This is a genomic window from Streptomyces sp. NPDC050263 (assembly GCF_040655955.1).
Lineage (GTDB): Bacteria > Actinomycetota > Actinomycetes > Streptomycetales > Streptomycetaceae > Streptomyces.
Window position 1 is genome coordinate 1 of record NZ_JBFAKW010000012.1, and the last position, 26,276, is coordinate 26,276.

The 26,276-nt window shown below is 71.1% G+C and carries 22 protein-coding genes and 1 pseudogene; 10 read left to right on the forward strand and 13 right to left on the reverse strand.

The genetic code is table 11. The annotated features are described in order from the left end of the window. Window positions 1–1,199: 1,199 nt before the first annotated feature. A complete protein-coding gene (locus AB0J04_RS07825) occupies window positions 1,200–1,625 on the reverse strand; it encodes a DUF6299 family protein (RefSeq protein WP_363167474.1) in 426 nt (141 codons plus the stop codon). Window positions 1,626–1,855: 230 nt separating this feature from the next. Between AB0J04_RS07825 and AB0J04_RS07830 the strand changes: the two genes are divergently transcribed. Then, the gene (locus tag AB0J04_RS07830) at window positions 1,856–2,038 is read left to right on the forward strand and encodes a DUF5999 family protein (RefSeq protein ID WP_363167475.1); all 183 of its coding nucleotides are present in this window, start codon (window positions 1,856–1,858) and stop codon (window positions 2,036–2,038) included. Between the two features lie 224 nt (window positions 2,039–2,262). Here AB0J04_RS07830 and AB0J04_RS07835 read toward each other — a convergent pair whose 3' ends face one another. Then, a complete protein-coding gene (locus tag AB0J04_RS07835) occupies window positions 2,263–2,664 on the reverse strand; it encodes a RidA family protein (RefSeq protein WP_363167476.1) in 402 nt (133 codons plus the stop codon). After that, window positions 2,661–3,830 carry an acyl-CoA dehydrogenase family protein gene (locus tag AB0J04_RS07840; RefSeq protein ID WP_363167477.1) on the reverse strand — a complete coding sequence of 390 codons (1,170 nt, stop codon included), beginning with the start codon at window positions 3,828–3,830 and terminating at the stop codon, window positions 2,661–2,663. Before AB0J04_RS07840 ends, AB0J04_RS07835 begins: the two co-directional genes overlap by 4 nt. Window positions 3,831–4,024: 194 nt before the next feature. On the opposite strand from AB0J04_RS07840, the gene AB0J04_RS07845 reads away from it, so the two are divergent. The 3 genes and pseudogenes from AB0J04_RS07845 to cysC all read left to right on the forward strand — a co-directional run bounded on the left by AB0J04_RS07845 (window position 4,025) and on the right by cysC (window position 7,208). Continuing rightward, window positions 4,025–5,647 carry an AMP-binding protein gene (locus tag AB0J04_RS07845; protein ID WP_363167478.1) on the forward strand — a complete coding sequence of 541 codons (1,623 nt, stop codon included), beginning with the start codon at window positions 4,025–4,027 and terminating at the stop codon, window positions 5,645–5,647. A gap of 15 nt (window positions 5,648–5,662) precedes the next feature. Next, window positions 5,663–6,475 (forward strand): PaaX family transcriptional regulator C-terminal domain-containing protein, encoded by an 813-nt coding sequence (locus AB0J04_RS07850; protein WP_363167479.1) that lies wholly within the window; start codon window positions 5,663–5,665, stop codon window positions 6,473–6,475. Window positions 6,476–6,641: 166 nt separating this feature from the next. Next, window positions 6,642–7,208: pseudogene (gene cysC / locus AB0J04_RS07855) on the forward strand (adenylyl-sulfate kinase). 58 nt (window positions 7,209–7,266) lie between these two features. Here cysC and AB0J04_RS07860 read toward each other — a convergent pair. Both AB0J04_RS07860 and AB0J04_RS07865 read right to left on the reverse strand, forming a co-directional pair. Further along, a complete protein-coding gene (locus tag AB0J04_RS07860) occupies window positions 7,267–9,624 on the reverse strand; it encodes a bifunctional salicylyl-CoA 5-hydroxylase/oxidoreductase (protein ID WP_363167480.1) in 2,358 nt (785 codons plus the stop codon). Further along, complete coding sequence (locus AB0J04_RS07865; protein ID WP_363167481.1) at window positions 9,621–10,448, reverse strand: enoyl-CoA hydratase family protein; 828 nt, start codon at window positions 10,446–10,448, stop codon at window positions 9,621–9,623. The genes AB0J04_RS07860 and AB0J04_RS07865 overlap by 4 nt, the downstream gene beginning before the upstream one ends. A gap of 339 nt (window positions 10,449–10,787) precedes the next feature. On the opposite strand from AB0J04_RS07865, the gene AB0J04_RS07870 reads away from it, so the two are divergent. Beyond that, window positions 10,788–11,249, forward strand: a complete 462-nt coding sequence (locus tag AB0J04_RS07870; protein WP_363167482.1) for an ATP-binding protein — start codon at window positions 10,788–10,790, stop codon at window positions 11,247–11,249. 24 nt (window positions 11,250–11,273) lie between these two features. Here the strand turns inward: AB0J04_RS07870 and argF are convergent, their stop codons facing one another. Together argF and AB0J04_RS07880 are read right to left on the reverse strand one after the other, a co-directional pair. Further along, entirely contained in the window at window positions 11,274–12,281 is a 1,008-nt protein-coding gene (gene argF / locus AB0J04_RS07875) for an ornithine carbamoyltransferase (protein WP_363167483.1), read from the reverse strand. 153 nt (window positions 12,282–12,434) lie between these two features. Continuing rightward, window positions 12,435–13,658 (reverse strand): arginine deiminase, encoded by a 1,224-nt coding sequence (locus AB0J04_RS07880; protein ID WP_363167484.1) that lies wholly within the window; start codon window positions 13,656–13,658, stop codon window positions 12,435–12,437. A 259-nt stretch (window positions 13,659–13,917) separates the two neighbouring features. On the opposite strand from AB0J04_RS07880, the gene AB0J04_RS07885 reads away from it, so the two are divergent. Both AB0J04_RS07885 and AB0J04_RS07890 read left to right on the forward strand, forming a co-directional pair. After that, the gene (locus AB0J04_RS07885; RefSeq protein ID WP_363167485.1) at window positions 13,918–15,087 is read left to right on the forward strand and encodes an SPFH domain-containing protein; all 1,170 of its coding nucleotides are present in this window, start codon (window positions 13,918–13,920) and stop codon (window positions 15,085–15,087) included. Beyond that, the gene (locus tag AB0J04_RS07890) at window positions 15,084–16,001 is read left to right on the forward strand and encodes a hypothetical protein (RefSeq protein ID WP_363167486.1); all 918 of its coding nucleotides are present in this window, start codon (window positions 15,084–15,086) and stop codon (window positions 15,999–16,001) included. The genes AB0J04_RS07885 and AB0J04_RS07890 overlap by 4 nt, the downstream gene beginning before the upstream one ends. A gap of 197 nt (window positions 16,002–16,198) precedes the next feature. Here the strand turns inward: AB0J04_RS07890 and AB0J04_RS07895 are convergent, their stop codons facing one another. The 4 genes from AB0J04_RS07895 to AB0J04_RS07910 form a co-directional block, all read right to left on the reverse strand. Further along, on the reverse strand, window positions 16,199–18,757 hold the full coding sequence (locus tag AB0J04_RS07895; protein ID WP_363167487.1) for a polynucleotide kinase-phosphatase: 2,559 nt from the start codon (window positions 18,755–18,757) through the stop codon (window positions 16,199–16,201). Continuing rightward, window positions 18,754–20,250, reverse strand: a complete 1,497-nt coding sequence (locus tag AB0J04_RS07900) for a 3' terminal RNA ribose 2'-O-methyltransferase Hen1 (RefSeq protein ID WP_363167488.1) — start codon at window positions 20,248–20,250, stop codon at window positions 18,754–18,756. The genes AB0J04_RS07895 and AB0J04_RS07900 overlap by 4 nt, the downstream gene beginning before the upstream one ends. A 170-nt stretch (window positions 20,251–20,420) precedes the next feature. Continuing rightward, the gene (locus tag AB0J04_RS07905; RefSeq protein ID WP_363167489.1) at window positions 20,421–21,380 is read right to left on the reverse strand and encodes a DUF4232 domain-containing protein; all 960 of its coding nucleotides are present in this window, start codon (window positions 21,378–21,380) and stop codon (window positions 20,421–20,423) included. 268 nt (window positions 21,381–21,648) lie between these two features. Continuing rightward, a complete protein-coding gene (locus AB0J04_RS07910; RefSeq protein ID WP_363167490.1) occupies window positions 21,649–22,572 on the reverse strand; it encodes an LLM class F420-dependent oxidoreductase in 924 nt (307 codons plus the stop codon). Window positions 22,573–22,815: 243 nt separating this feature from the next. Here AB0J04_RS07910 and AB0J04_RS07915 point away from each other — a divergent pair, with 243 nt between their 5' ends. Further along, window positions 22,816–22,974: a hypothetical protein gene (locus AB0J04_RS07915; RefSeq protein WP_363167491.1), complete on the forward strand. Its 159-nt coding sequence runs from the start codon at window positions 22,816–22,818 to the stop codon at window positions 22,972–22,974. A gap of 348 nt (window positions 22,975–23,322) precedes the next feature. On the opposite strand, the gene AB0J04_RS07920 is transcribed toward AB0J04_RS07915, so the two are convergent. Together AB0J04_RS07920 and AB0J04_RS07925 are read right to left on the reverse strand one after the other, a co-directional pair. Continuing rightward, complete coding sequence (locus AB0J04_RS07920; RefSeq protein WP_363167492.1) at window positions 23,323–24,015, reverse strand: hypothetical protein; 693 nt, start codon at window positions 24,013–24,015, stop codon at window positions 23,323–23,325. Between the two features lie 402 nt (window positions 24,016–24,417). Next, on the reverse strand, window positions 24,418–25,665 hold the full coding sequence (locus tag AB0J04_RS07925) for a helix-turn-helix domain-containing protein (RefSeq protein WP_363167493.1): 1,248 nt from the start codon (window positions 25,663–25,665) through the stop codon (window positions 24,418–24,420). A 139-nt stretch (window positions 25,666–25,804) separates the two neighbouring features. On the opposite strand from AB0J04_RS07925, the gene AB0J04_RS07930 reads away from it, so the two are divergent. Beyond that, a complete protein-coding gene (locus tag AB0J04_RS07930; protein ID WP_363167577.1) occupies window positions 25,805–26,089 on the forward strand; it encodes a hypothetical protein in 285 nt (94 codons plus the stop codon). Continuing rightward, on the forward strand, window positions 26,086–26,271 hold the full coding sequence (locus tag AB0J04_RS07935; RefSeq protein WP_363167494.1) for a hypothetical protein: 186 nt from the start codon (window positions 26,086–26,088) through the stop codon (window positions 26,269–26,271). The genes AB0J04_RS07930 and AB0J04_RS07935 overlap by 4 nt, the downstream gene beginning before the upstream one ends. Window positions 26,272–26,276: the final 5 nt, after the last annotated feature.

Sequence of the window (26,276 nt, forward strand, 5' to 3'; positions counted from 1 at the left end):
AGCTCCGCTACGAGGACTCTCGCCCGGCACACCGAGAGCACGCACCGAACGCCGCTCCTTCTCCCACGGAGATCCATCAGAAGCCCCCTAGGCCCACGGCCCCCGTCGCGTGTCACATCCGTCCGCGCCTTGCGATCAGTTCCGCCTCGTCCACAGGGAGAAGGCCATCCGCATCGCCACATCGCGCGCCGCCTCTGAAGCAGACCCACTTCAACAGCAGCGATCCTCTGCCCAAGGCGACGTGGACAAGATCTGCGACCTCAACAAGCTGCTGAGGGAGTACAGGAGCAGATCCAGGCACTCTCTGCCGCACCACCGCCGCGTACACGCAGTCCACCGTCGCCCACGGCGTCTCGTTGTGTGCGCGTCGGACCTGGGCAGCTCAGGGTTCGCCGGGCAGCGTTGGCGGCCACGTGCCCGGAAGGGACTTCGGGGCACGGCTCACCGGCACCAGCGGCGAACTGCGCGAGAAGTGTCGGACACTCGCGCGGAACGCGTACCGCCACTCTCCCTCGACGAACGGCCCTGCGGCGCCGAGTCCGGCAGGGGCCTGATGCTGGTCGCGGCGCTGGCCGACGAGTGGGGGACCAAGCCGCGTGTGAACACACCCGGAAAGACGGTGTGGGCGCCGCCGGCGCTTTTCTGACCGCGCGTCACCCATGCAGCCGGTGCCCCGGCCGGCCTCCGCCCTCTTCGGCACGACAGGCTGCTGCCAGGACCTCGCGGACGCCTCACAGACACACGGGGCCGACGCTCGTCGAGCGCTTTCTGGATCTGTTTCCCGGGAGCCGCGCCCCCACGCAGCGGTCGTGGGGGCGGATCGGCAGACGTCTACGGTCGGCCGTAGCCGCGTCGGCGGAACGCCCCTCGGATTTTCGGCTGCACCAGCGGGCAGGAGCACGAGGGCCCGAAGGGCCACGCGTGCGGGTGAGCACCCCGCAGCTGCCCGTTTCGGCAGGTTTCGGCGACCCGGGCAGGTCGGTGTGCCGTCGGTCGCGAAGGGGGTCACCCCGACTCCGTCCGGCGGAGTCGGCCGGTGCACGCAGTCGGCGTACCTGGTCGTCAGCCGCCTTCGGGCGTGCGCGACGAGCTCGGACACGTGGCTGGGTGCGGCACCGCGGGCGGGCGCGGCTGGAGGACTCCACTCGGTCCGCCGACCGGGACGCGGTGTCGGACGACACCGCGTCCCGTCCGGCCGCTCAGCCCTCGGCGAGCGTGATGTCCCGCTCCTGTACCGCGTGGAAGCGGGGCAGGGGCAGGCCGCCCTCGGGGCGGAGTTCCATCAGCGTGGCCTCGACGTGGGCCACGCCGGGTTCGAGGTCGCCCGAGGCGACCTTGCCGGTGTTCCGCCAGGCGTGCTCGGCGCCGTCGCACACAGCGCGGGTGCCGCCGATGCCGTGCCGGGTGTTCCCGGAGTTCTGCCGGACGGAGGAGCTGACGAAGACGGGGCCCGTGTCGCCGATGCAGCGATATGTGCCGGACAGCGTGACAGTGCCGTCGGAGGCGATACGGCCGACCGCGTCGACGGTGACGGACTCGGCCGGGGCCGCGACGGTGACCGCCGGGGCGGCCAGCAGGAACAGGGCGGCACCGACGGCCGCGGACAGGACAGGGCGCAACGACATGGAAGAACCTCCAGTTGTGGGGGCCTCCACTGGTACCGGGCGGGCGCACGCTGGACGGTGACCGTCACTCCTTCGGTGGCGAGTCCGCACCGGTCGTCGGCGAACGGTCCTGGAGTTGTCCTGGTGCTGTCACGCTTTCTGGCGCCCCCTGGCGGTGGCTCCGGGGCGGGCGCATGGTCTAAGCATGCGGGCCGACCGGACGGCCGACCCCACCGACGTGGAGGTGCGCCATGTGTTCCCACCAGCTCCCCGACGCTCACCCCGTGCACATCGTCGCCGCCCACCCCGAGCAGGGCTGGAACCTGCTGTGCGACGGCACGATCGTCTTCGACGACTCCGGCGAACTCCTCCCCGACGGCCGCGTAGTGGACCCGCACCGGGTGACCGCGCAGCGGCTGGCCGTCGCGGCCTGATCCCGATCACCGAGCCCGATCACCGAGCCCCATCGCCGAGCCCGACCGCTGTCGCCTGTCACCTGCTCGGCTGATCGCTGGTACGGATCCCCGCCCCGGACGCCGTCCATGCATCGCCGCCACGAATCCGGGCCGTGCTTGTCGGTGCCCGAGCCCGCAAGCCGCATCGCCGTCACCGGGCCCGGCCGCGCATCCCGGTCACGCAACCCCGCCGGCAGGCCGCCTCACCGATCCAGCACCGCGAACCCGTCCAGCTCGACGAGGGCCTGCTCGTCCCAGAGTCGTACGATGCCGACGACTGCCATCGCCGGGTACTCCCGGCCCGCCGACTCCCGCCAGATTCGGCCCAGTTCGGCAGCGTGCTCCCGATACGCGGCGACGTCCGTGACGTAGACCGTGACGCGCGCCAGGTCCGATGCCGTGCCGCCCGCCGCCGTCAGCGCGGCCAGCAGGTTGGCGAGCGCCTGCGCGAACTGCTGGGGCAGCGTCTCCCCCACGACCTTTCCGTCGACGTCCAGCGCGGTCTGGCCGGCGAGGAAGACGATCCGGCTGCCGGTGGCGACGACGGCGTGGGAGAAGCCGGTGGGAGGGGAGAGTTCGGGCGGGTTGACGCGCTGGGTGGTCACCTGGCCTCCAGGTCGACGTGCTCGGCATCCTCGGCGTCCTTGGCGTGCTCCGTGTACAGCTCCCGGGCGATGATGCCGCGTTGGACCTCGCTGGCCCCCTCGTAGATGCGCGGTGCGCGCACCTCGCGGTAGAGGTGTTCGAGGAGATGGCCGCGGCGCAGCGCCCGCGCGCCGTGGAGTTGGACGGCCGTGTCGACGACGTACTGCGCGGTCTCGGTGGCGAGCAGCTTGGCCATCGCGACGCGTTTCGGGACGTCCGGCGCGCCGTCGTCGTACGCCGTCGCGGCCGCATGGACCATCAGACGGGCCGCCTCGGTACGCAGGGCCATCTCGGCGACCTGGTGGGCGACCACCTGAAGGTCCCTCAACTTGCCGCCGAACGCGTCTCGTTCGGCGGTGTGGGCGAGGGTGGCGTCGAGGGCGGCCTGTGCCATGCCGACGGCGAAGGCGCCGACGCTGGGGCGGAACAGATTGAGCGTGCCCATGGCGACCCGGAAGCCGCGGTCGGCCTCCCCGATCACATCGTCCGCCGTGACCGGTACGGCGTCGAAACGGAGAGCGCCGATGGGATGCGGGGAGAGCATGTCGAGGGCCGAGCCGGTGAGACCGGGGCGGTCGGCGGGAACGAGGAAAGCGGTTACGCCACGGGATCCCGCCCCGGGGGTCGTACGCGCGAAAACGGTATAGAAATCGGCCTCGGGCGCGTTCGAGATCCAGCGTTTCTCACCGGTGAGCCGCCAGCCGCGGACGTCCGGGCCGTCCCGTTCGGCGGCCAGTGACAGCGCCGCCGCGTCCGAGCCCGCGCCCGGCTCGCTCAGCGCGAACGCGGCCACCGCGCTGCCGTCGGCGACGCCCGGCAGCCAGCGCTCCCGTTGGGCCGGGGTGCCGTGCGCGTGGACCGGATGAGCGCCCAGCCCTTGCAGCGCGAGGGCGGTCTCCGCCTCCGTGCAGGCGTACGCGAGGGACTCGCGCATCAGGCAGAGGTCGACGGCGCCCGAGGTGAACAGTCGGGCCGACAGGCCGAGTCGGCCGAGTTCGGCGACGAGCGGACGGTTGACGCGGCCCGGTTCGCCCTTCTCGGCGAGCGGGCGCAGCCGGTCGGCGGCCAGCGTGCGCAACTCCGCACACCAGGCGGTCTGTGCCGGTTCGAGCGAGAATGCGGGCATCGCCTGTCCCCTCTGCCGTATCCGTGCGCCGTGTCGGTCCTGTACCGCCGCCCTGTACCGCCGCCTGTACATCCCCACCGCCCTTCGACGGTATCGCGTACCGTTGACTGTCGTCACCAACGCGATACGCTCGTTGCGCGAGCCTGCTACGACGCCCAGCCGGACAGTCCCTCCAGGCAAGGGGTTGAACGCCCATGAACGTCTCGGCCCACGTCGACACCTTCGCGCGCGATCACCTCCCGCCGCCCGGCGAGTGGCCCGAGCTGCGCTTCGAGCTGCCCGAACTGGACTACCCCGAACGGGTGAACTGCGCCGCCGAGCTGCTCGACCACGCCACCCCCGACCGGCCGGTGTTCCACACCCTCGCCGGACCGTCCTGGACTTACGGGGAGCTGCGCGCCCGTGTCGACCGGATCGCGCATGTGCTCACCGGCGGCCTCGGGGTCGTCCCCGGCAACCGGGTGCTGCTGCGCGGGCCCACCACGCCGTGGCTCGCGGCCTGCTGGCTGGCGGTGCTGAAGGCGGGCGCGATCGCGGTCACCGTCCTGGCCCAACAGCGGCCGAACGAGCTGCGCACCATGTGCGAGATCGCGCACGTGCAGCATGCCCTGTGCGACGTCAGGGCCGTCGACGACCTCGCCAAGGCGGAGATGGCCGGGCTGCGGATCACGACGTACGGGGGTGACTCCGCCGACGACCTGCTGAACCGGCCCGCGCCGGCCGAGCCGTACGAAGCTGTCGAAACCGCTTCCGACGACGTTGCGCTGATCGCGTTCACCTCCGGCACCACCGGCCGTCCGAAGGGATGTCTGCACTTCCACCGGGACGTGTTGGCGATCGCCGACACGTTCTCGCGACATGTGCTGAAACCGCTTCCCGACGATGTCTTCGCCGGCAGTCCCCCGCTCGGATTCACCTTCGGCCTCGGCGGACTCGTCGTCTTCCCGATGCGGGCCGGCGCCAGTGCGCTGCTGCTCGAACAGGCGGGCCCCCGACAGCTGTTGCCCACGATCGCCGAGCACCGGGTCACCGTGCTGTTCACAGCGCCCACCGCCTACCGCGCGATGCTGGCCGACCTCGGCGCCCCTGGAGACGTCGACGCCCACGACGTGTCGTCGCTGCGGCGCTGCGTCTCCGCCGGCGAGAACCTGCCCGCCGCCACCTGGCACTCCTGGTACGAGCGGACCGGACTGCGGCTGATCAACGGCATCGGCGCCACCGAACTGCTCCACATCTTCATCTCCGCCGCCGACGAACAGGTCCGCCCCGGCAGCACCGGCGTCCCTGTCCCCGGCTGGCACGCGCGCGTGCAGGACGCGGACGGCGCACCCGTGCCCGACGGCGAGCCGGGACTGCTCGCCGTGCGCGGCCCGATCGGCTGCCGCTACCTCGCCGACCCGCGACAACAGCAGTACGTGCGCGACGGCTGGAACATCACCGGCGACACCTACATCCGCGAGGCCGACGGCTACTTCCGCTATGTCGCCCGCGCCGACGACATGATCATCTCGGCCGGGTACAACATCGCAGGCCCCGAGGTCGAGGAGGCGCTGCTGCGCCACCCGGACGTGGTCGAGGCGGCGGTCGTGGGCCGGCCCGACGAGCGCCGGGGGCAGGCGGTCGTCGCGTTCGCCGTGCTGCGGGAGGGCGCCCGGCGCGACACGGAGGCGTTGCGCGCCTTCCTCAAGGAGGAACTGGCACCGTACAAGTGTCCGCGCGAGTTCGTCCTGCTGGACGCGCTGCCGCGCACCGCGACCGGGAAGCTGCAGAGATTCAGGTTGCGTGCAAGCGGTTACACCGATGGTGACCAGCACTGATGTCGAAGACCTAAGATGATCAACGTGTCCGATCAGCCCGCACCTCGGTCTCTCATCGTCACGCTCTACGGCGCGTACGGCCGCTTCGCGCCGGGCCCGGTGCCCGTCGCCGAGCTGATCCGGCTGCTCGCCGCCGTCGGCGTCGACGCGCCCTCCGTACGCTCCTCGGTGTCCAGGCTCAAGCGACGCGGACTGCTGCTGCCGGCCCGTACGGCGCAGGGCTCGGCCGGCTACGAACTCTCCGACGAGGCACGGCAGTTGCTCGACGACGGCGACCGGCGCATCTACACCACGACGCCTCCCGCGGACGACGGCTGGGTACTGGCGGTGTTCTCCGTCCCGGAGTCGGAGCGGCAGAAGCGGCACGTACTGCGGTCCCGGCTCGCCGGGCTGGGCTTCGGCACGGCGGCGCCCGGGGTGTGGATCGCGCCGGCACGGCTGCACGACGAGACCCGGCACACCCTGCGCCGCCTGCGCCTCGATCCGTACGTCGACCTCTTCCGCGGCGAGCATCTGGGTTTCGCGCCGACCGTCGAGGCCGTCGCCCGCTGGTGGGACCTGGCGGCCATCGCCAAGGAGCACGAGACGTTCCTCGACCGCCACGCGCGCGTACTGCACGCCTGGCAGCAGCGGTCGGACACCCCGCCGCAGGAGGCCTACCGCGACTACCTCCTCGCCCTGGACTCCTGGCGTCACCTGCCCTACACGGACCCGGGCCTGCCCGCCCGGCTGCTGCCTGCGGACTGGCCGGGCACCCGGTCGGCGGCCGTGTTCCACGAGCTGCACGAGCGACTGCGGGACGCGGGGGCGGAGTTCGCCGGGGTGTGAGCCTGCTCAAGAGCGCCGGGCCCCTGAGCTCCGGCGCCCGCCGCGTCATCTCCTGAGCACCGGGCGCGCCGCTCAGTCAAACCCCAGGTTCCTGGACCGCTCCTCTCAGCTTCCCTGCCTACCGTTCGACGGGTTGTCCGCCGGTGAGGAAAGAGGACAGTCGCGCATGAGCACCACGCCAAGGGCCATCACCCCGAGGGCTCAAGGGGCCACCGTCCGGCTCACGGGACTGCCGAGCGCGGGAAAGACGACGATCGCCCGTTTCCTGGGCGACCGGCTGCGGTCCGAGGGGCACCGCGTGGAGCTCCTCGACGGCGACGAGTCACGCCGTTTCCTCTCCGCCTGACTCGGTTTCTCGCGCGCCGACCGCAACACCGACGTGCAGCGCATCGGCCTCGTCTCGGATGTCCTGGCACGCAACGGCGTCCTGTCGGTCGTCCCCGTCGTCGCGCCCTACGCCGACAGCCGCGAGGCGGTGCGCCTGCGGCACGAGAAAAGCGGGACGCCGTACATCGAGGTGCATGTCGCGACCCCGGTCGAGGTGTGCAGCGCGCGGGACGTGAAGGGCCTCCACGCCCGGCAGGCCGCGGGCGAGCTGACCGGGCTCACCGGAGTCGACGACCCGTACGAGGCGCCGGTCGACCCCGCCCTCGTGCTCACGACGCACGAGCGGACGCCGCTGGAATCCGCGGACGCGGTGTACGCGGTGCCGGCGGAACGAGGGCTGGTATGAGGGCGACGACTGCGGAAAGGCTCCTTCATCGGGACGCCGACCGTCGGGATGGCGGATCTCAACTCATAAGTGTCAGGCGGGGTTTGGGGGCGTCGGTGCGTCCGGTGCGCGGGGGTCGGCTGCCTGCCCGGTAGGGCGTCGGCCAGTCGACGCCCGGGCCGGCATAGCCCTGCTCGGCCGCCGCGTGCAGGGTCCAGTTGGGGTCGTGGAGGTGGGGCCGGGCGAGCGCGCAGAGATCGGTGCGGCCTGCCAGGATCAGCGAGTTGACGTCGTCCCAGGAGGAGATCGCACCGACCGCGATCACCGGGACGCCCACCTCGTGCCGGATACGGTCCGCGAACGGCGTCTGGTACGAGCGTCCGAAGTCGGGCCGTTCCTCGGCCACCACCTGTCCGGTCGACACGTCGATCGCGTCGGCACCGTGCTCGGCGAAGGCACAGGCCATCTCGACGGCGTCGTCGGCCGAAGTCCCGCCCTCTGCCCAGTCGGTGGCGGAGATGCGCACGGTCATCGGCCGTTCCGCCGGCCACACTTCGCGGACCGCGTCGAAGACCTCGAGCGGGAAGCGCAGCCGTTCGGCGAGTGAGCCTCCGTAGGCGTCGGTGCGGCGGTTGGTCAGCGGGGAGAGGAAGCCGGACAGCAAGTAGCCGTGTGCGCAGTGCAGTTCGAGCAGGTCGAAGCCGGAGCGGGCGGCCCGCGAGGCTGCGGAGGTGAACTGCTCGCGCAGGTCGGTGAGTTCGGCTCGGGTCAGTTCGCGGGGCACCTGGCTTTCCGGCTTGTAGGGCAGTGGGGAGGCGGCCACGAGCGGCCAGTTGCCGTCGGGCAGGGGCTCGTCCATGCCCTCCCACATCAGCTTTGTGGATCCCTTGCGCCCGGAGTGGCCGAGCTGGACGCCGATCGCTGTGCCCGGGGCCCTCTCGTGCACGAAGTCGGTGATCCGCCGCCAGCCGTCGGCCTGCCGGGCGGTGTAGATGCCGGTGCAGCCGGGGGTGATGCGTCCCTCGGGGGACACGCACACCATCTCGGTCATCACCAGCCCCGCCCCGCCGAGAGCGCGGGCGCCGAGGTGGACGAGGTGGAAGTCGCCGGGGAGACCGTCCACCGCCGAGTACATGTCCATGGGCGAGACGACGACGCGGTTGCGCAGGGTCAGGCCCCGCAGCCGGAACGGGGTGAACATCGGGGGCGTCCCGGGCGGGCAGCCGAACTCCCGCTCCACGGCCTCGGTGAAGTGCGGGTCGCGCAGCCGGAGGTTGTCATGGGTGACGCGGCGGCTGCGGGTGAGCAGGTTGAAGGCGAACCTTCGGGGCGGCTGATCGAGGTAGAGGCCGAGGTTCTCGAACCACTCCAGGCTGGCGCGGGCGGCCCGCTGGGTGGAGGCGACGACAGGCCTGCGCTCCTCTTCGTAGGCGGTCAACGCCGTTGGGAGATCGGGGTGTTCCTCCAGGCAGGCGGCCAACGCGAGCGCGTCCTCGACGGCGAGTTTGGTGCCGGAGCCGATGGAGAAGTGGGCGGTGTGCGCGGCGTCGCCCAGCAGGACGATGTTGTCGTGCGACCAACGCTCGTTGACGACCGTGCGGAACGTGGTCCAGGTGGAGTCGTTGGACTTGAGAGGACGTCCGCCGAGCGCGTCCGCGAAGATCTTGGCGCAGCGCTCGACCGACTCCCGCTCGTCGAGTTCGTCGAAACCGGTTGCCCGCCAGACCTCTTCGCGCATCTCGACGATCACCGTGGAGGCGTCGAACTGACGCTGCGGCCCGGAGGGCCTCGTCGAGGGGTGGTGGTCGGGCGACGGGCGGGAATACGGGTAACCGTGCAGCTGCATCACGCCGTGCTCGGTCTCGGCGATCTCGAAGCGGAAGGCGTCGAAAGCGAAGTCGGCGGCGAGCCATATGTAACGGCAGCGGTGGCTGACCACGCGGGGCCGGAAAACATGCGCGTACGCCTCACGGGTCGTGCTGTGCACGCCGTCCGCGGCGATGACGAGGTCGTACTTCTCCGCCAGCCATGCGGGGTACGGCGCCTCCACGTGGAAGCGCAGGTCGACGCCGAGGGAGCGGCAGCGTTCGTGCAGGATCTCCAGGAGCCTGCGCCGGCCCAGGGCGGCGAAGCCGTGTCCTGAGGAGGTGTGGCGGACGCCGCGGTGGACGATGTCTATGTCGTCCCAGCGGACGAAGTCCCGTTGGAGAGCCGCGTAGACGACCGGGTCGGCGTGTTCGATGCCGCCCAGGGTCTCGTCGGAGAGAACCACCCCGAAACCGAAGGTGTCGTCGGGAGCGTTGCGTTCCCAGAGGGTTATCTCCCGGGACGGGTCGAGCCGTTTCAGCAACGCCGCGGCGTACAGTCCGCCGGGGCCGCCGCCGATGATCGCGACTTGCAGGGGCTGGTTCGTCGTCCCTTGAGTCGGCACACTCATCGCCCCCTCCATTTGGGAGGTCGCTTCTCCGTGAACGCCGCGTGGAACTCGGCGTAGTCCTCGCCGTTCATGAGCAGAGCCTGGGTGGCGGCGTCCAGTTCGACCGCTGCCGCCAGCGGCATGTCCAGCTCGGCCGTCAGCAGCGCCTTCGTCTGGGCGTACGCCAGTGCGGGGCCGTCGGCCAGGCGGCGGGCGAGCTCCTGGGCGCGTTCGTCGGCCCGGCCCTCCTCGGTCAGTTCGCTGATCAGGCCGATCCGCTCGGCCTCGGGGGCGCGGACCGGTTCGCCGAGCATGAGCAGCCGGGTGGCGTGGCCGAGGCCGACGACCCGGGGCAGGAGGTAGGCGGCGCCCATGTCCCCGCCGGAGAGACCGACGCGGGTGAAGAGGAACGCGAAGCGGGCGCTGGGGTCGGCGACCCGGAAGTCCGCGGCCAGGGCGAGGACCGCGCCGGCCCCCGCCGCGACTCCCTGCACGGCCGCGATCACCGGGAACGGGCACTCCCGTACGGCCCGCACGACCTGGCCGGTCATCCGGTTGAAGTCGAGGAGCTGGGCGGTGTCCATGCCTAGGGTGGCGCCGATGATCTCGTCGACGTCTCCCCCCGAGCAGAAACCGCGGCCTTCGCCGGACAGCACCAGGGCGCGGACCGACCGCTCCCGGGACAGCTCGGCGAGCAGGTCGCGCAGGTCGGCGTAGGCGCCGAAGGTGAGGGCGTTGAGTTTCTCGGGACGGGCCAGGGTGACGGTGGCGATGCCGTCGGTCTGCTCGACGCGCAGATGGCTCCAGTCGGAGGTGCGGGCGGCGGAGCCGGTGAAGGGACTCATCAGGGCGGCCTCCTCGACAGTCACCTTCGAAGTTATCACCCTCTCGTGACTGTCGTCATGAGTGCGCGATAGCCCGGCCGGGCAGAATCGCTGTGCAACCGCATGTCACGGGATGAGATGTCACCGCACGGCATGCCCCCGTCACACACGTCACCGGTCGTCAATAACGCGGTAACAACGGGATCAGGTGCGCGAGTGGGACCGTTCACCCGGGTAAGCCATCCGGTAGCGGGACCGACAGTCCCGTGCGGCACCCACTGAGCGCCTCGCCGGAGGCCGCCGTACCATTCCTAAAGTTGAAAGCAGGACCGCCTGATGTCGATCACAGGAACCTGCGCCATGAACGGACTCACCTTGCACGAACGCCCCACCGATTCGGCCGCCTCCTGGCGTATCGCACTGCCGCACTCCGCCGCGGCCGTGCCGGTGGCGCGCGCTCTGGTCCGTACGGCGCTGGCCGAGCTGAAGCACGGGGCGGACAGCGACACCGCGGAGCTGCTCACCGCAGAGCTGGTGGCGAACGCCGTGGAGCACACCGCCGGGGACGCCCCCATAGAGCTGGTGGTGGAGCTGCAGCCGACCGGCTGCCAGGTCGAGGTGCACGACCCCGACCCGGTGCCGCCCGGCGACCTGACCCGGCCGTCCGGCGAGGAGCCCGACCCCTGGCAGGAGCACGGGCGCGGGCTGCTGCTGATCCGCGCCCTCAGCTCGTCCTGCGGGCACCGGCCCACGGAACAGGGCAAGGCGGTGTGGTTCAGGCTGGCCGCGGTTCCGCCGCAGTGGCGTCCGCGTTCGTTGTGAGACCGGTTTCCGGCCCGCGGACGGTCAGCCCAGGGTGGCGACCAGCACGGCCTTGATCGTGTGCAGCCGGTTCTCCGCCTCGTCGAAGACGACCGAGTGGGCGGACTCGAAGACCTCGTCCGTCACTTCCAGGGAGTCCAGACCGTGGCGCTCGTGGATCTCCCGGCCGACCTTGGTGTCGAGGTCGTGGAAGGCCGGGAGGCAGTGCATGAACTTGACCTCGGGATTGCCGGTGGCCCGCAGGACGTCCATGGTCACCGCGTACGGGCCGAGGGCGGCGATCCGCTCGTCCCACACCTCCTTGGGCTCGCCCATGGAGACCCATACGTCGGTGGCGACGAAGTCGGCGCCGAGCACGCCCTCCGTCAGTGACTCGGTGAGCGTGACCCGGGCCCCGCTGGTCGCGGCGAGCTCGCGGGCCCGGTCGACGACCTCCTGGGCGGGCCAGTAGGCCTTCGGGGCGACGATGCGCACGTCCATGCCGAGCAGGGCGCCGGTGACCAGGTAGGAGTTGCCCATGTTGAAGCGGGCGTCGCCGAGGTAGGCGAAAGCGATGTCCGTAAGCGGTTTCTCGCAGTGCTCGATCATGGTCAGCACCTCGGCGAGCATCTGGGTGGGGTGCCAGTCGTCGGTGAGACCGTTGTAGACGGGGACACCCGCGTGCGCGGCGAGTTCCTCGACCTTTTGCTGGCTGTCCCCGCGGTACTCGATGCCGTCGTACATCCGGCCCAGCACGCGCGCGGTGTCCTTCACGGACTCCTTGTGGCCGATCTGCGAGCCGGAGGGGTCGAGATAGGTGGTCGAGGCGCCTTGGTCGGCGGCGGCGACCTCGAACGCGCAACGGGTGCGCGTCGAGGTCTTCTCGAAGATCAGCGCGATGTTCTTCCGGCTCAGGTACTGAACCTCGGTCCCGGCCTTCTTGGCGGCCTTCAGTTCGGCGGCCAGTTCGATCAGGCCGCGGAACTCCTCCTCCGTGAAGTCCAGCTCCTTGAGGAAATGGCGGCCGGCGAGGGCGGTCGGGACTGTCGCCATGGGGCGCTCCAGAAGTGCGGTGACGAAATGCAGTGCGAGGTGTGACTGCAGTGACAGGGACCCTCGGAAGTCTATACGAAGCTCGGCATTTTTATACAGACACTTGTTCGTAAGGCATCCGTACGTACAGACACCCTCCTTCACTCCCTTCGCCTATACGGCACTCCGCTCGACCGGACAGCTCATACAGCGCGGCCCGCCCCGCCCCCGGCCCAGTTCACTGCCCGGGATCTCGATCACCTCGACGCCCTGTTTGCGCAGGTGGGTGTTGGTGGTGACGTTGCGCTCGTAAGCGACGACGACACCGGGCTCCACGGCCAGGACATTGCAGCCGTCGTCCCACTGCTCACGCTCTGCCGCGTGGACGTCCTGGGTGGCCGTGAGCACACGGATCTCGCTGAGACCGAGGGCGGCGGCGATCGCGCGGTGCATGTGCTCCGGCGGATGGTCGGTGACCTTCAACTCCTTCTCGCCGACGCCCGGTTCGATGGTGTACGAGCGGAGCATGCCGAGGCCCGCGTACTGGGTGAAGACATCGGCGTCGACCATCGTCATCACCGTGTCCAGGTGCATGAAGGCGCGCCGCTTGGGCATGTCGAGGGCCACGATGGTCTCGGCGGAGCCCGCGGCGAACAGCTTGTGGGCGAGCATCTCGACGGCCTGCGGGGTGGTGCGCTCGCTCATGCCGATCAGCACGGCGCCGTTGCCGATGACGAGGACGTCGCCGCCCTCGATGGTGGACGGATAGTCGGCCTGCCCCTCGGACCAGACGCGGAACGTTTCGCCACGGAAGAGGGGGTGGTGCCGGTAGATCGCCTCGAAGTGGACGGTCTCGCGCTGCCTGGCCGGCCAGCGCATGGCATTGATGGCGACGCCGTCGTAGATCCAGGCGGAGGTGTCCCGGGTGAAGAGATGGTTCGGGAGGGGGTCGAGGAGGAAGTCGTCGAGGTCCATCACATGGAAGCGCACGGAGGTCGGCTCGGGATGCGCTTCCAGGAACTCCCGCTTGGTCATGCCGCCGACGAGCGCCTCCACGAGTTCCGGAGCGGGGAGGGCCTCGAAGGCGGCACGGAGATGATCGGTGGCGAGCACCCCGTACTCCTTCTCGTCGAAGACGCGGTCCAGGACGAGCGCTCTGGCCACCGGGATCTCCAGGGCCTCGGTGAGCAGGTCGCCGAAGAGGTGGACGGCGACGCCACGATCGCGCAGCACGTCGGCGAACCCGTCATGCTCGGCGCGCGCCCGGCGCACCCACAGCACATCGTCGAAGAGAAGGGCGTCCTTGTTACTGGGGGTGAGCCTTTTGAGCTCGAGATCCGGCCGGTGCAGGATGACGCGGCGCAGCCGCCCGGCCTCGGAGTCGACTTGGAATCCCATGACTCCATCCTGACCATCGGAGACCGCATTCACCCGCCGCCGGACCGTTTCCGCACAGTCTTGTTTCCGAGCCCGCCTCTGATCCTGTTTCCGGGGGTGCTTCCGATCCTGTTTCCGGGGGTGCCTCCGATCCTGTTTCCGGGGCTGCTCGCGGGCTTGCGCCACTCCCCCTTCTCGTCCTCTTGACGACAAGACCGTTTCTGACTATCGTCTTCTTATCGTCGTAGTGACGAAAAATGGGGACGAGGGGGGTCCATTCATGGCCGACATCACGCGGCGCCTGGGCTGGCGTCATCTGCGCGGAGCTCCGACGGCGCACGTGCGCCACCACCGCTCCGGCAAGCTGGTGCACGACGGGCCGGGACTCAGCTTCTGGTTCCGTTCGCTGAGCGCCGCGCTCTCCGAAGTTCCGGTCGACGACCGGGAGTTGGCCATGACCTTCCACGCCCGCACGGTCGACTTCCAGGATGTGACGGTGCAGGCGACGGTGACCTACCGGATCAGCGATCCGGCCGTGGCCGCCGCCCGCCTCGACTTCTCCGTCGACCCCGACACCGGGGTGTGGCGCAGCGCGCCCCTGGAGCAGCTCGGCACCCTGCTGACCGAGACGGCACAGCAGCACGCGCTGGACGTCCTCGCGCGCACGTCACTGTCGTCTGCGCTGGTGGACGGTGTGACGGCGGTCCGGGAACGGGTCGCGGCGGGGTTGGCGGCGGAGCCGCGGCTGCCGTCCACCGGCATCGAGATCGTCGCCGTCCGGGTCGTCGCGCTGCGTCCGGAGCCGGAGGTGGAGCGGGCGCTGCGCACGCCGGCCCGGGAGCAGATCCAGCAGGAGGCCGACCGGGCGACGTACGAGCGGCGGGCGGTGGCGGTCGAGCGGGAGCGGACGATCGCCGAGAACGAGCTCGCCAGCAAGATCGAACTGGCCCGCCGTGAGGAGCAGTTGGTCGAGCAGCGCGGTACCAACACCCGTCGTGAGGCGGAGGAGAGCGCGGCCGCTGACAAGGTGCGGGCGGAGGCGGAGGCGAGCCGGAGCGTGCGGCTCGCGGAGGCGGAGGCCGCGCGGGCGGTGAAGCTGGCGGAGGCGGAGGCCTCGAAGCAGGTGCGGCTGGGGGACGCCGAGGCGCAGCGCACGGAACGGTTGGCCCAGGCCGAGGCAGCCCGTACGGTCCGGCTCGCGGAGGCCGAAGCGACCCGCTCGGTCCAGCTCGCCCGCGCCGAGGCCGAGGCCGCGCGCGAGGTCGGCGAGGCGCGGGCCCAGGCACAGGCGGCCTGGCTGCGAGTGCACGGGGACGTCGACGTGGCGACCCTGCACGCCCTCACCGGGACGCGCCTCGCGGAGAATCTGCCGCACATCGACAGTGTGACGATCTCGCCGGACGTCCTGACCGGGCTCCTGTCGAGGCTCGGCGGCGGGGAACGGGAATGAGTCTCGCCCCGCGGGCCGTGCTGGTCCATCGCACCACGGAGTACGAGGAGTTGGTGGCCCGGCACGGCACGCACGGCCAGGCCGCCTTCTTCCTCTCCTCGCGGGGCCGGGACATCGAGGAGGTCGCCGAGCGCCACCGCCGCACGAGGCGGGCGCTGGCGGAGGTCACGGCGGCCATTCCGTTGACGTGGCGTCAGACGAGGCTGGAGCGGGCGGACTTGGACCGCTTTCTCTTCGCGCCCAAGGACGTGATCGTCGTGGTCGGCCAGGACGGACTGGTGGCGAACGTCGCCAAGTACCTGGCGGGCCAGCCGGTGTTGGGCATCGACACGGATCCTGGCCGCAATCCGGGCGTCCTGGTGCGGCATCGGCCGGGGGACGCCCGGGTGCTCCTGCCCTCCGTGCTCGCCGCCGGCACCGGCATGACCGAGCTGACCATGGTCGAGGCGGTCGCCGACGACACCCAGCGGCTGCTGGCCCTCAACGAGATCTACCTGGGCGCCCCCGGCCACCAGACCGCCCGCTACCGCCTGGGCCTCGACGACGACAGGGGTGTCGTCGAGGCCCAGGCATCCTCCGGGGTGCTGGTGGGCACGGGCACGGGGGCGACCGGGTGGATCCGTTCGGTGTGGCAGGAACGGGGCGGCGGTGGCAAGGGCGACGGGGGCCTGCGGCTGCCGGGCCCGACGGAGGAGCGACTGGTGTGGTTCGTGCGGGAGGCGTGGCCGTCGCCCGCGACCGGTACCTCGCTGGTCGCGGGCGAGCTGGCGGCCGGCGGGCGGCTGAGCCTCACCGTGGAGTCGGAGCGGCTCATCGCCTTCGGGGACGGCATCGAGAGCGACGCGGTGGAGCTGACGTGGGGGCAGACGGTACGGGTGGGAAGGGCGGGGACGGCACTGCGGCTGGCGGGCTGAGCCGTCCCCGCCGGGCGAGGACGAGCGGGATGAACATGAGCCGTCCTCGCACCTCCTGGAACTCCGTGCCCCGCCCAGCCGGACGAACGCGGCGCAGCGCAGTGCCTGCCCCGCCGCGTCGAACGGCTCGTCCGCGGTACCAGTACCGGGACTGGTACCGGTAACGTGACTGGTACCGGTAACGGGACTGGTACCGGTTACAACCTGGGGTCGACCGGTTCCGACTCCAGGGCCAGCACTCCGAACACCGCTTCGTGGACCCGCCACAGCGGCTCGCCCTCCGCCAGCCGGGCCAGCGCCTCCAGACCGAGCACGTACTCGCGGATCGCGAGCGAGCGCTTGTGGTTGAGGAAGCGGCCGCGCAGGCGGGTGAGGTTGTCGGGGCGCGTGTACTCCGGGCCGTAGATGATCCGGAGGTACTCGCGGCCCCGGCACTTGATGCCGGGCTGGACCAGTCGGCCCTCTGCGCTGCGCACCAGCGCGCCCAACGGCTTGACGACCATGCCCTCGCCGCCCCGGCCGGTCATCTCCAGCCACCAGTCGACGCCGGCCTGGACCGACTCGGGGTCGGCCGTGTCGACGTAAAGCCGGCGCGTGGTCTGCAGCAGGCCGGTCGGGTCGTGCTCCACCAGCCGGTCGAGCAGCGCCAGTTGGCCGTCATGGGGCAGATCCGCGAGGCTGCGGCCCTGGACCGCGAGGATCTGGAACGGGGCCAGGCGTACGCCGTCCAGGCCGTCCGTGGTCCAGCAGTAGCGCCGGTAGGCCTCGGTGAACGCCGTTGCCGCATCGGCCCGTTCACGCTGGCGCGCGAGCAGGTCGGACACGTCGACGCCACGGTCGGCCGCACCCTGGAGTGCGGCCAGTGCGCCCGGGAACACCGCCCCGGACGCGGCGCCGACGGCCGCGTACTGCGATCGCAGCAGACCGGCGGCCTTGAGCGACCACGGCATCAACTCGGCGTCCAACAGCAGCCAGTCCGTGTCGAGTTCGTCCCACAGACCGGCCTCGCCGACCGCCGTCCGCACCCGGTCGAGTATTTCCTCCGTCACCGACTCGTCGTCGAAGAACGGGCGGCCGGTGCGGGTGCAGAGGGAGCCGGTCGGGCCGTCCACGCCGAACCGCTTACGCGCTGTTTCCGCGTCGCGGCAGACCAGGGCCACCGCCCGCGAGCCCATGTGCTTCTCCTCGCACACGACCCGCGCCACACCGTCGGCTGCGTACTGCGCGAACGCCTCCGCCGGGTGCTCCAGGTAGCCGTCGACGTGCGAGGTGGCCGTGGGCGCCATCGTCGGCGGGAGATACGGCAGCAGGCGCGGGTCCACCGCGAAGCGGCTCATCACCTCCAGGGCAGCGGCCGCGTTCTCCTCACGGATCGAGACGCGATTGTGTCCTTCGTAACGGGTTTCGACGATGCGTCGGCCGTTGACGTCCGCCAGGTCCAGCGGACGACCGTCGTGTCCGCCCGGCGCGTCCGTCTTCAGCGGCCGCGCCGGCTCGTACCAGACCTGCTCCGCCGGTACGTCGACCAGCTCGCGCTCCGGCCAGCGCAGCGCGGTCAGCTTGCCGCCGAAGACGGCGCCGGTGTCCAGGCAGATGGTGTTGTTCAGCCAGGTCGCCTCGGGGACCGGGGTGTGGCCGTAGACGACGGCCGCCCGGCCCCGGTAGTCCTCCGCCCACGGGTAGCGCACCGGCAGGCCGAACTCGTCGGTCTCGCCGGTCGTGTCGCCGTAGAGGGCGTGCGAACGGACCCGGCCGGAGGTGCGGCCGTGGTACTTCTCGGGCAGACCGGCGTGGCAGACCACCAGCTTGCCGCCGTCGAGGACGTAGTGGCTGACCAGTCCGTCGATGAACTCCCGCACCTCGGCGCGGAACTCCTCGGTCTCCGTCTCCATCTGCTCGATGGTCTCGGCGAGGCCGTGGGTGTGCTGAACCTTGCGGCCCTTGAGGTAACGGCCGTACTTGTTCTCGTGGTTGCCGGGGACGCAGAGGGCGTCGCCGGACCTGACCATCGACATCACGCGGCGCAGAACGCCCGGGCTGTCCGGGCCCCGGTCGACCAGGTCGCCGACGAAGACGGCCTGGCGGCCTTCCGGGTGCGCGCCGTCGACGTAGCCCAACTTGCCCAGCAGGGACTCCAGTTCAAAGGCACAGCCGTGGATGTCGCCGATGACGTCGAAGGGGCCGGTGAGGTGGGTCAGGTCGTTGAAGCGCTTCTCGGTGACGATCGAGGCGTTCTCGACGTCCTCGACGCCCCGCAGGACGTGCACCTTGCGGAAGCCCTCGCGCTCCAAGTGGCGCAGGGAGCGACGGAGTTCGCGAGTGTGGCGCTGAATGACCCGGCGGGGCATGTCGGCGCGGTCGTTGCGGCCCGCGTTGCGTTCGGCGCACACCTCCTCCGGCACGTCCAGCACGATGGCGATGGGCAGGACGTCGTGCTGCTTGGCCAGGTCGATCAGCTGCCGGCGGGCGTCCTGCTGGACGCTGGTCGCGTCGACGACCGTGCGCCGGCCGGCCGCGAGCCGCTTGCCCGCGATGTAGTGCAGGACGTCGAAGGCGTCCCGGGTCGCGCTCTGGTCGTTCTCGTCGTCGGAGACCAGACCTCGACAGAAGTCGGAGGAGATGACCTCGGTGGGCTTGAAGTTCCGGCGGGCGAAGGTGGACTTGCCCGACCCGGACGCGCCGATGAGCACGACGAGGGAGAGGTCGGTGACGGGCAGCACGCGGCCCTGCTCCATGGAAACCTGATTCTCGGTCATGCTGCCTTCTCCTCCTTCTCGTTCGCCTTGTTCTTCTGGTTCGTCTCGTTCGCGGGCTTCATGCGGAACACGGCCATCTGGGTGGGCGGGCCGACCTCGGGGTCGTCGAGGCCCACGGGGACGAACTCGACCTCGTAGCCGTGCCGTTCGGCGACGCCGACCGCCCAGGCGCGGAATTCCTCGCGGGTCCACTCGAAGCGGTGGTCGCCGTGCCGGACGTGGCCGGCCGGGAGGGTCTCCCAGCGCACGTTGTACTCGACGTTCGGGGTCGTCACGAGGACGGTCCTCGGGCGGGCCGAGCCGAACACCGCGTACTCCAGGGCGGGCAGCCGCGGCAGGTCGACGTGTTCGACGACCTCGCTGAGGACGGCGGCGTCGTAGCCCTTGAGACGGGTGTCGGTGTAGGCCAGCGAGCCCTGGAAGAGCTGGACGCGGGAGGCCTGCCGCTCCCCCATGCGGTCCAGCTTCAGACGGCGCGAGGCGATGGTGAGCGCACGCATCGACACGTCGACGCCGACGATCTCGGTGAAGCGCGGGTCCTTCAGCAGCGCCTGCACCAACTGGCCCTGGCCGCAGCCGAGATCGAGGACGCGGGCGGCCCCGGACGCGGTCAGCGCCGTGACGATCGCCTCGCGGCGCAGCACGGCCAGCGGGGTCGGGCGCTCCTCCGTCTCGGCCTCCGCCGCGACCGCGTTGTCGATCTCCTCGACCTCGCTGTCGTCGGCCTCGGCGAGCCGGACCAGCTCCAGCCGCTCCATCGCCTGCCGGGTCAGTGACCAGCGGCGGGACAGGTAACGGCTTGTGATCAGTTTCTGCTGGGGGTGGTCGGACAGCCAGCCCTCACCGGCGCGAAGCAGCTTGTCGACCTCGTCGGAGGACACCCAGTAGTGCTTGGCGTCGTCGAGGACGGGCAGCAGGACGTACAGGTGCCGCAGGGCCTCGGCGAGAGTGAGCGTCTGCGATTCCAGAACGAGGCTCACATAGCGCGAGTCGCCCCACTGGGGGAACTCCGTGTCCAGGGCCACCGGTTCGGCGCTCACCGTCCAGCCGAGCGGCTCGAAGAGGGCTCGTACGAGGTCGGGGCCGCCGCGGGCGGGCAGCGCGGGCACCTCGACCCGCAACGGCCTGGCCTGCGCGGGGAGTTCGGGCTTGGCGGCGCACACTCCGCGCATCGCGCTGGAGAACACGCCGCTGAGTGCGACCGCGAGCAGCGAGGAAGCGGCGTACGGGCGGTCGTTGACGTACTGGGCGAGGGCGGCGTCGGGAGCGCCGCCGCGGCCCTTGCCCTTGCCGCGCCGGACCAGCGCCACCGCGTCCACCTCCAGCAGCAGCGCCGCCGTGCAGCGCTCGGCGTCGGCCTCGGGATAGAGGACGTGCGCCCGGCCGTAGGAGGTGGAGAACGCCTGCGATTTGTCGGGATGCTTGTGCAGCAGGAAGCCCAGGTCGGTCGCGGGGCGTTCGGGGGTGCCTGTGGTGCTGATCGTCAGGAACACGGTGGGTGCCTCGAAGGGGTCGGAAGGAGCGAAAGCGCTGGTGGTGCGCTCGCGCGCCTCTCCAACGTACCGAGAAACGGTGCGCGAAGACGCGGAATTTTTCCTGGCTGCCGTAGGCCTGCCCTACGGCGGCCGTGCGGCTGCCATGCGGCTGCCATGGGCTACCGCGGTTAGCGATCCGCCCTTTTCCACGCTCCGACGCCCAGCTTTCCGGTGGTGCCGAGGTCGAGGTGCGGAGTGACGATGACAGGTGCGGCACCGGTTTTCGCGCGGACGCGGACGTACGGGACGGTCACGGCGTCGAGACCGGCTTCGGTGGTGTTGCGCCAGATCAGGCCGGAGACAGCGGTTTCACCGGGTTTCAGGGTGAGCGGGCTCGGCGGGTCGTCGTAACCGGTTCCGGTGGAAATGCTGTCGCCGCCGTGGAGGATCTGCACTCCGTCGACCGGCTGGTGGTCGTCGTCCAGGAGGGTCAGTTGCGGGTAGCCGTCGAGGGAGTAGTCCTTCTTGCCGCAGTTCTCCAGGTGCAGTCCGACGACGCGCAGGCCCATCGCCGCGTCGCCCTCGTCGGCCGTGACGCGAATCCCGGAGGACGGGCAGACGTCGGGGGCGGCCGGCGCCTCGGTCGCGGGGACCTTGGTCACCTCGGCGACCTTCGCCGTCGTCACCGGGGAGGCGCCCGGGGCGAGCACGCCCGGTTCGACGGTTCCCCGCACGGTCCTGCCGGGTCCGACCGCCCGCACGGTCTCGCGCTTGCTGCTCATGACCTCGCCGTTGCTCGTCGTGAAGGTGAAGAGCACGGTGTACGTCAGCGACTCCGAGCCGTCGTTGGTGATCTCGTAGACGGCGGAGACACCGGAGTCCTCCCGGCCGGCGGAGTCGTCCGAGCCGACGGGGAGGCGGTCCGCGGGGATGGTGACCGAGGTGATCCGAACGCCGTCCACCGGAGGGTCGGTGACCAGGGTCGTGGGCGCCGCGGACGCCGCGCCGACTCCGCCGGTCGTGCCCGCGCGTTCCGTTCCGCAGGCCGTCGCCGCCGAGGCGAGGAGCAGCACGGCGGCGACGGCAGGGAGGACGGGGCCGACGGGGCCGACGGGGCCGACGAGGCCGGAACCACGGGGTCTGCGCATCCGGCCAGCTCATCAGGGCATGGTCGGGCCGACTGTGACGGAAGCCATACCTCCGGTCACAGCCGTGTCACAGATGACCTGCGGCGCGTCGCGGTTGCGGGGACGCACAGGACGTGCGGGACGCGGAAGGACGACGATGTCCGGACCCGGGACGCTCCGCATGCCTCGCCCCAGGGAGGTCGGCGCCGCCCCGGGGACGTCGGCCCCGTCCAGGGACATCGGCTCACCCCCTGGGACGCCGACCTCGCCTCAGGACGCGAGCGTCGCCTCAGGACAGTTGTGTCTGTACCTGGGCGGAGATCAGCTCGAGGTGGTCCAGGTCGTGCAGGTCGAGGACCTGGAGGTAGATCCGCCGGGAGCCGGCCTCGGCGTAGCGGCCGATCTTGTCGACGACCTCGGCGGGGGAACCGGCCAGCCCGTTGGCCTTCAGCTCGTCGACCTCGCGGCCGATCGTGGCGGCGCGCCGGGCGAGTTCCTGGTCGTCCTTGCCGACGCAGACGACGAGGGCGTTGGAGAGGGTGATCGCGTCGGCTTCGCGGCCGATCTCCTCCGCGGCGGCCCGCACCCGGCCGAACTGGCGTTCGCTGTCCTCGACCGAGCCGAACGGCATGTTGAACTCGTCGGCGAACCGGGCGGCCAGTCGCGGCGTGCGGGTCGCGCCGTTGCCGCCGATCAGCACCGGGATCTTCGCCTGTGCGGGCTTGGGCAGCGCGGGCGAGTCGGTGAGGTCGTAGTACGACCCGTGGAAGTCGAAGGTCTTGCCGAGCTCCGTGGCCCACAGGCCCGTGACGATCTCCAGCTGCTCCTCCAGGCGGCCGATCTTCTCCTTCGGGAAGGGGATGCCGTACGCCGTGTGCTCCTCCTCGAACCAGCCTGCGCCCAGGCCGAGTTCGACGCGTCCGCCGGACATCTGGTCCACCTGAGCGACCTGGATGGCGAGGACGCCGGGCAGCCGGAAGGTGCCGGCCGTCATGAGCGTGCCGAGGCGTATGCGCTTGGTCTCACGGGCGAGGCCGGCGAGCGTGATCCAGGCGTCGGTGGGGCCCGGGAGTCCGCCGGCATCGCCCATCTTCAGGTAGTGGTCCGACCGGAAGAAGGCGTCGAACCCGAGGTCCTCGGTGGCCTTGGCCACGGTGAGAAGGGTGTCGTAGGTCGCCCCCTGCTGGGGCTCGGTGAAGATGCGAAGATCCATGCCTCCATCCTGCATGCCGTCCGCCCCGTCAATCTCACCGGTCCCCCGGCCCCCGGGCTTCCCCGGTCGGGTGAAAAAGGCGCATGCCGTGCGTGGGGGGTTGCCCGGGCCAGTGACCCGCCTCCGCAGTGATCGTTGGCCGGGGCGGAGCCGGACCGCCCGGCGCCGGTGCCCGGCTGGTCAGCGCCGGGACGCCACCCGCATCGGCCCTCCTCACGGGGGGCCAGGGCCGAGGAGGCCGTCATGTCCGAAGAGACCGTGCCGCAGCAGGGTGGGGCCACCGCAGCCCAGCCGAAGGGGTTGTTGCAGCAGATGGAGGAGCTGATGGCGGCGTTGAACGCGGATCTGTCCGACCTTGAGATCAAAGCGGGTTTTTCTCGTGAGGAATCACAGGCCCCGTGACCTGGGGTGATGCCGATTTGCCTTAGCTGAATCGGCTCAATCCGGCGGGCGGAGCACGCCATGGAATCCCTGGCGAGACGGACGACCCGCCAGGGATTCCATGACCCAGGTCAGTCCCGCCACGGGAGGATCACCCGGCTGAGAGACCCGCTGTAGAGCCGGGCGCGGAGTTCGGGCGGCCAAGTGTCGACGGCGGCCTGGTCCTGCTCGGTCAGCCCCTTTCACGGGCGCAATGGAGCGCTCGGCCGCCGGGGTGCGCCTGCGGCGACGGCGGGCCCGCTTCAGCTCCGTCGCCAGCTCGGCCACGCGGTCGGTGTCCGGAGGTCCTCGGCCCGCGCGGCCGTCAACTCAGCCTTGATCGTCGTCTTCGTCCTCATCCTCCTCAAGCAGGGCGCGGGCGGCGGCGAGCACCGAGTCGGCGTCGTCGCGTGGGGGCCGCCGGGCAGACGGGCCGGGCGGCAGGGCGAGCTGAGTGACCGTCGGGGCGTCCTGCGGCTCCACGGCCACGACGCGGTACCGCAGGCCCTCCGGCCCGTCGATGAACATCACGCCGTCCTCGGTGTAGGGCGTGGGCGCGGAGGCCGGCGGCGGCAGCGGCTCCGGCGGGGCGAACTCTCCGCCCCCGACGGCCCGGAGGCGACCGGCGGCGGCCTCCAGCGCGTACTGCTGCCGGTCCTGCGGCAGGGAGACGGCGGCGAGCCCGGCCGTGATGGCCTCCACGACGTCCACCGACTCCTCGTCCACCCGGCGCTCCGAGGAGACCGTCAAGGCCTCCGGCGCGTCGGCCCCGTGGAGGCGACGGCGGGACTCGTTGAGGCCCCGGAGGACGTTGATCGCTTTCAGCTTCGTCTCGGGGTCGTCGGCACGGGCGTACTGCGCCCGCCCCCTGCGCCAAAGATCCTCCAGCTCGGCATCGCGCACGGCGACCATGGTGCCCACCACTGGCCCGAGCTGCTGCGCGATCCGCTGCTCTACGACCGCGTTGACGCGCGACTGCGACAGGCCGACCTCGGCGGCGATCTGCCGCTCCGTCAGCCGCAAGGAAGGCGATCAGGTCGGCCGTGCGCACCTTCTGTCCGCCGAGGATCCGCAGCACCGGTACAGGAAACGCGCCCCGGGCTGCGGTGACGAAGGCAGTGGTGCGGCCGATGTTGAGTGCGCGGGCCGCCTGGGTGAGCGGGACGAGTGCGGACCAGGTGCGCACCTCGTCGAGCGTGACGGGGGATTCGCCCGTGTGTGGGCCTCCGGTCGGGTCGTGACCAGCCCCACGCGGCAGAAAAAAGACCACTGCCCGTGTGTTGCCGGTCAGTGGTCGGGGTCTTGCTGCGCCCTCCCGGAGTACGTCTCCGTACGGGCAGGTTCCAGAGGATTCGGAGCCGTTCGCCAACCAGTCTGAGCTGGTCAGAGTGGTTTTGACTGAATCAGCCGGCAAGAGGCCCAGGCTCAGTCGAACTGCCGCAGCGCGGCGACGAGCTGGGGCCCTTCGGGGGCACCCCGGCGCAGCAGCAGGGCCGCCGTGCTGTGGAGTTCGTTCCAGGCATGCGGGCGGCCGACGGCGGCGGCATCCGGCACCGCCTCCAGGGCCACGGCGAGGGCCTCGGGGGCTTCCCCGGCCCCGGCGTACGCATGCGCCAGGCACGTGCGGTACCAGGTGCGGTCACGCCGGTACTCGTCCGGCAGGGCAGCCAGCCCGACCGTGAGGTGGTCGACGGCGACCCGCCATTCCCGCAGGTGCAACGCGGCCATGCCCCGCTGGAGGGTGAACCAGGTCTCGCCGTAGAAGTACATCCAGACCGGCTCGTCTTCCGGGTGCTCGGCCGCCCGGCCGATGAGCGACTGCGCCTCGTCCAGGAGCCGTTCGGCGTCGTCGCCGTCACCATTGAGGGCATGCCCCCGGGCGGCCATCTGCGCTGCCATGCCCTGGACCCCGAGTGATGTCCCAGGAGCGGACCAGCGCGCGGCCTCGGCCAGCCGGACGGCCCGGTCGCCCCGGCCACCCGACCAGGCCATGTGCGCCTTCATCGAGAGCGTGGTGGCGGCCATGTTGGCGTCTCCGGCCTCAAGGGCCCACTCGTGGGAGCGGTCGTACCAGGCGAGCGCGGCGGCGGTCTGGCCCTGGTCCTGCGCCATCCACGCGAGGAACTGGGCATGCTCGGAGGCGAGTCGGATCACCCGGTCGGCCAGTGGACCTCGGGCCCCGGCGTACAGGTCGACGACCGTACGGAGTTGCTGGCGCATGATCTCGACCAGCGGGCGCGAGCCGATCTCGTCCTCGGCCCGGCGGTGCTCGGCGAGCAGCCGGTCGAGCCAGTCGAGGGCGGGAGCGTCGACCCGGTGCGCGGAATCGACCACGGTCGTCACCCGGGTCAGCAGGTCGTCATCGGGGCCGGGGCCGGGGAGCACGAGACCGGCGACCGACTGAGCCGGGGCCAGAGCCCCCGCACGGGTGAGGTCCGCCGGGATGTCCAGGCCGGACACGATGCGCTGCCGCACCTCGACAGAGGTGACCCGGCGGTGCCCGCGTTCGATGCCGGAGACGTCGGGCTGGACCAGACCGACGCGCTCACCGAGCTTGGTCTGACTGAGACCGGTCAGCTTGCGGTACGCGCGGAAGACAGCACCCCAGTCCTCGGCCGTGACGGCTGCGATGAGCTGCGGGTGCGACCACAGGCCCGGTTGCGAGTCCCCCATGGATTTAAAGATATAGGGCCGAGCTATAGGACGGCCCAATTGTGACGGATGGGGCAGCGCACAAGGGTTGACAGGCAAGGACCCCGGCAACGGCGGACACCGTCCCGGGGCGTGGCCGACGCTTACGAGGAGCGACGACATGACCGAACCTACCGCCCGCCCGGCAGCACTGGCAGAGTCCCCGCCGACCGAGACAGACAGCTTGCCGCCGGACACGCCCCAGGTCGGGGACCTCGTGTGGGACACGTCGGCGCGGCGGATCGGCAGGGTGATGGGCCATGTCGGCCCGTACGTGCAGCTCCGGCCGCCGGGCGGGGGGCGGGAGTGGGACGCGAGGGGGCCTCTCCGGCCCGCCACGGTGGCGGAGAGCCTGTCCGCCGGTGCGGCCGTGGCGAACGCTCGGAGCCGGGGAGAGACGCCGTGAGCGCGCCGACCACGGACGACGGGGTGCTGTCGGCGGAGTGCGCGGTCGGGGCCCGGCCCGGATACGGCGCCCTGCACGATCGCTGCCGACAGACCCGGGACGTACCGCTGCCTCACTCGACCAGGATCACGCTGGTGCACCGCTGTCGCTGCTCGTGCCACGGGCGCGAGGCGAGCAAGTAGGCGAA

Excerpts from the sequence above, each read along its gene's own strand:
- AB0J04_RS07825 (WP_363167474.1), bottom strand. The coding sequence starts at position 1,625 with ATGTCGTTGCGCCCTGTCCTGTCCGCGGCCGTCGGTGCCGCCCTGTTC.
- AB0J04_RS07830 (WP_363167475.1), top strand. The coding sequence starts at position 1,856 with ATGTGTTCCCACCAGCTCCCCGACGCTCACCCCGTGCACATCGTCGCC.
- AB0J04_RS07840 (WP_363167477.1), bottom strand. The coding sequence starts at position 3,830 with ATGCCCGCATTCTCGCTCGAACCGGCACAGACCGCCTGGTGTGCGGAG.
- AB0J04_RS07845 (WP_363167478.1), top strand. The coding sequence starts at position 4,025 with ATGAACGTCTCGGCCCACGTCGACACCTTCGCGCGCGATCACCTCCCG.
- AB0J04_RS07850 (WP_363167479.1), top strand. The coding sequence starts at position 5,663 with ATGATCAACGTGTCCGATCAGCCCGCACCTCGGTCTCTCATCGTCACG.
- AB0J04_RS07860 (WP_363167480.1), bottom strand. The coding sequence starts at position 9,624 with ATGAGTGTGCCGACTCAAGGGACGACGAACCAGCCCCTGCAAGTCGCG.
- AB0J04_RS07865 (WP_363167481.1), bottom strand. The coding sequence starts at position 10,448 with ATGAGTCCCTTCACCGGCTCCGCCGCCCGCACCTCCGACTGGAGCCAT.
- AB0J04_RS07870 (WP_363167482.1), top strand. The coding sequence starts at position 10,788 with ATGAACGGACTCACCTTGCACGAACGCCCCACCGATTCGGCCGCCTCC.
- argF (WP_363167483.1), bottom strand. The coding sequence starts at position 12,281 with ATGGCGACAGTCCCGACCGCCCTCGCCGGCCGCCATTTCCTCAAGGAG.
- AB0J04_RS07880 (WP_363167484.1), bottom strand. The coding sequence starts at position 13,658 with ATGGGATTCCAAGTCGACTCCGAGGCCGGGCGGCTGCGCCGCGTCATC.
- AB0J04_RS07885 (WP_363167485.1), top strand. The coding sequence starts at position 13,918 with ATGGCCGACATCACGCGGCGCCTGGGCTGGCGTCATCTGCGCGGAGCT.
- AB0J04_RS07890 (WP_363167486.1), top strand. The coding sequence starts at position 15,084 with ATGAGTCTCGCCCCGCGGGCCGTGCTGGTCCATCGCACCACGGAGTAC.
- AB0J04_RS07895 (WP_363167487.1), bottom strand. The coding sequence starts at position 18,757 with ATGACCGAGAATCAGGTTTCCATGGAGCAGGGCCGCGTGCTGCCCGTC.
- AB0J04_RS07905 (WP_363167489.1), bottom strand. The coding sequence starts at position 21,380 with ATGCGCAGACCCCGTGGTTCCGGCCTCGTCGGCCCCGTCGGCCCCGTC.
- AB0J04_RS07910 (WP_363167490.1), bottom strand. The coding sequence starts at position 22,572 with ATGGATCTTCGCATCTTCACCGAGCCCCAGCAGGGGGCGACCTACGAC.
- AB0J04_RS07915 (WP_363167491.1), top strand. The coding sequence starts at position 22,816 with ATGTCCGAAGAGACCGTGCCGCAGCAGGGTGGGGCCACCGCAGCCCAG.
- AB0J04_RS07925 (WP_363167493.1), bottom strand. The coding sequence starts at position 25,665 with ATGGGGGACTCGCAACCGGGCCTGTGGTCGCACCCGCAGCTCATCGCA.
- AB0J04_RS07930 (WP_363167577.1), top strand. The coding sequence starts at position 25,805 with ATGACCGAACCTACCGCCCGCCCGGCAGCACTGGCAGAGTCCCCGCCG.